The 1,015-nt window shown below is 76.2% G+C and carries 1 protein-coding gene; it reads left to right on the top strand.

The annotated features are described in order from the left end of the window. Positions 1 to 176: 176 nt before the first annotated feature. Entirely contained in the window at positions 177 to 959 is a 783-nt protein-coding gene (locus EF903_RS32905; RefSeq protein ID WP_125548570.1) for a tyrosine-protein phosphatase, read from the top strand. Positions 960 to 1,015: the final 56 nt, after the last annotated feature.

The raw sequence follows: 1,015 nt of genomic DNA, 5'->3' as shown, positions 1-1,015 counted from the left end.
GCGCCCGCCCCCGGGCGCGACGGCGCCGCGGCCCGGCACGCCGCCGTCGCGCCCGCCGCCGGGGGCGGGCGCCCGGCCTTCGCCCGCACCCGCCGGCTCCCCGGGCTGCCGGGCGGCGCGGACGGCAGGCATCCTTGATCCCACACACCGCCGAACACCCCACCGAGGAGCCCCGGTTGACCGCCACCCGCCCGACGACGACACCGCAGGCGGCAACCGCTGCGGACGGCCCCCGGCGCCACATCCCCTTCGACCGGCTCCACAACTTCCGCGACCTCGGCGGCTACCGAACCGCCGGCGGCCGCACCGTGGCCTGGGGCCGGCTCTATCGCGCCGACTCCCTCGGCAAACTGCGCGGGGCCGACTGGGAGCGCTTCCTCGGGCTCGGTGTGCGGACCGTCGTCGACCTGCGCTACCCGTGGGAGATCGAGGCGAAGGGCCGGATCCCCGAACCGGACCGCTTCACCTACGCCAACCACAGCATCGAGCACCGCCCGTACGACCAGTCCGCCATCGCCCCGGACATCGACCCCTGGCGCTACCTCGCCGACCGCTTCGCGGAGGTGGCCGAGGACGGTGCCGCCGAGATCCGGCAGGTCCTGGAGCTGCTCGCCGAGGGGCCGGGGCCGGCGGTGTTCCACTGCACGTCCGGCAAGGACCGCACCGGGCTGATCGCCGCTCTCGTCCTGACCCTCCTGGAGGTCCCCGAGGAGCAGATCCTGGCCGATTTCGCCCTGACCGAGCTGGCCACCGCCCGCCTCCTGGCCGACTGGCACGAGGCCAACCCCGGCCGCACCATGCGCTGGCCCTCGTACGGCCGGGCGCCGGCGACCGTGATGTCCCTGACCCTCGCCGACCTGGCCACCCGCCACGGCTCGCCGGCCGCGTACCTGGCGGACCGCGTCGGCATCACCCCGCACACGACGCGGCTCCTCCGGGAGCGCCTGCTGGTGCCGTGAGCGGGGCCTGCAAGGATGGCGGCGACCACGAGGCCCACCCCCCACCGGAGGACCGA

Origin of the sequence: Streptomyces sp. WAC05292 (assembly GCF_003949955.1) — a bacterium.
GTDB classification, from domain to species: Bacteria; Actinomycetota; Actinomycetes; order Streptomycetales; family Streptomycetaceae; genus Streptomyces; species Streptomyces globosus.
The sequence above is the reverse complement of the archived record's forward strand: the minus strand, read 5'-3'. Positions and strand labels throughout refer to the sequence as shown.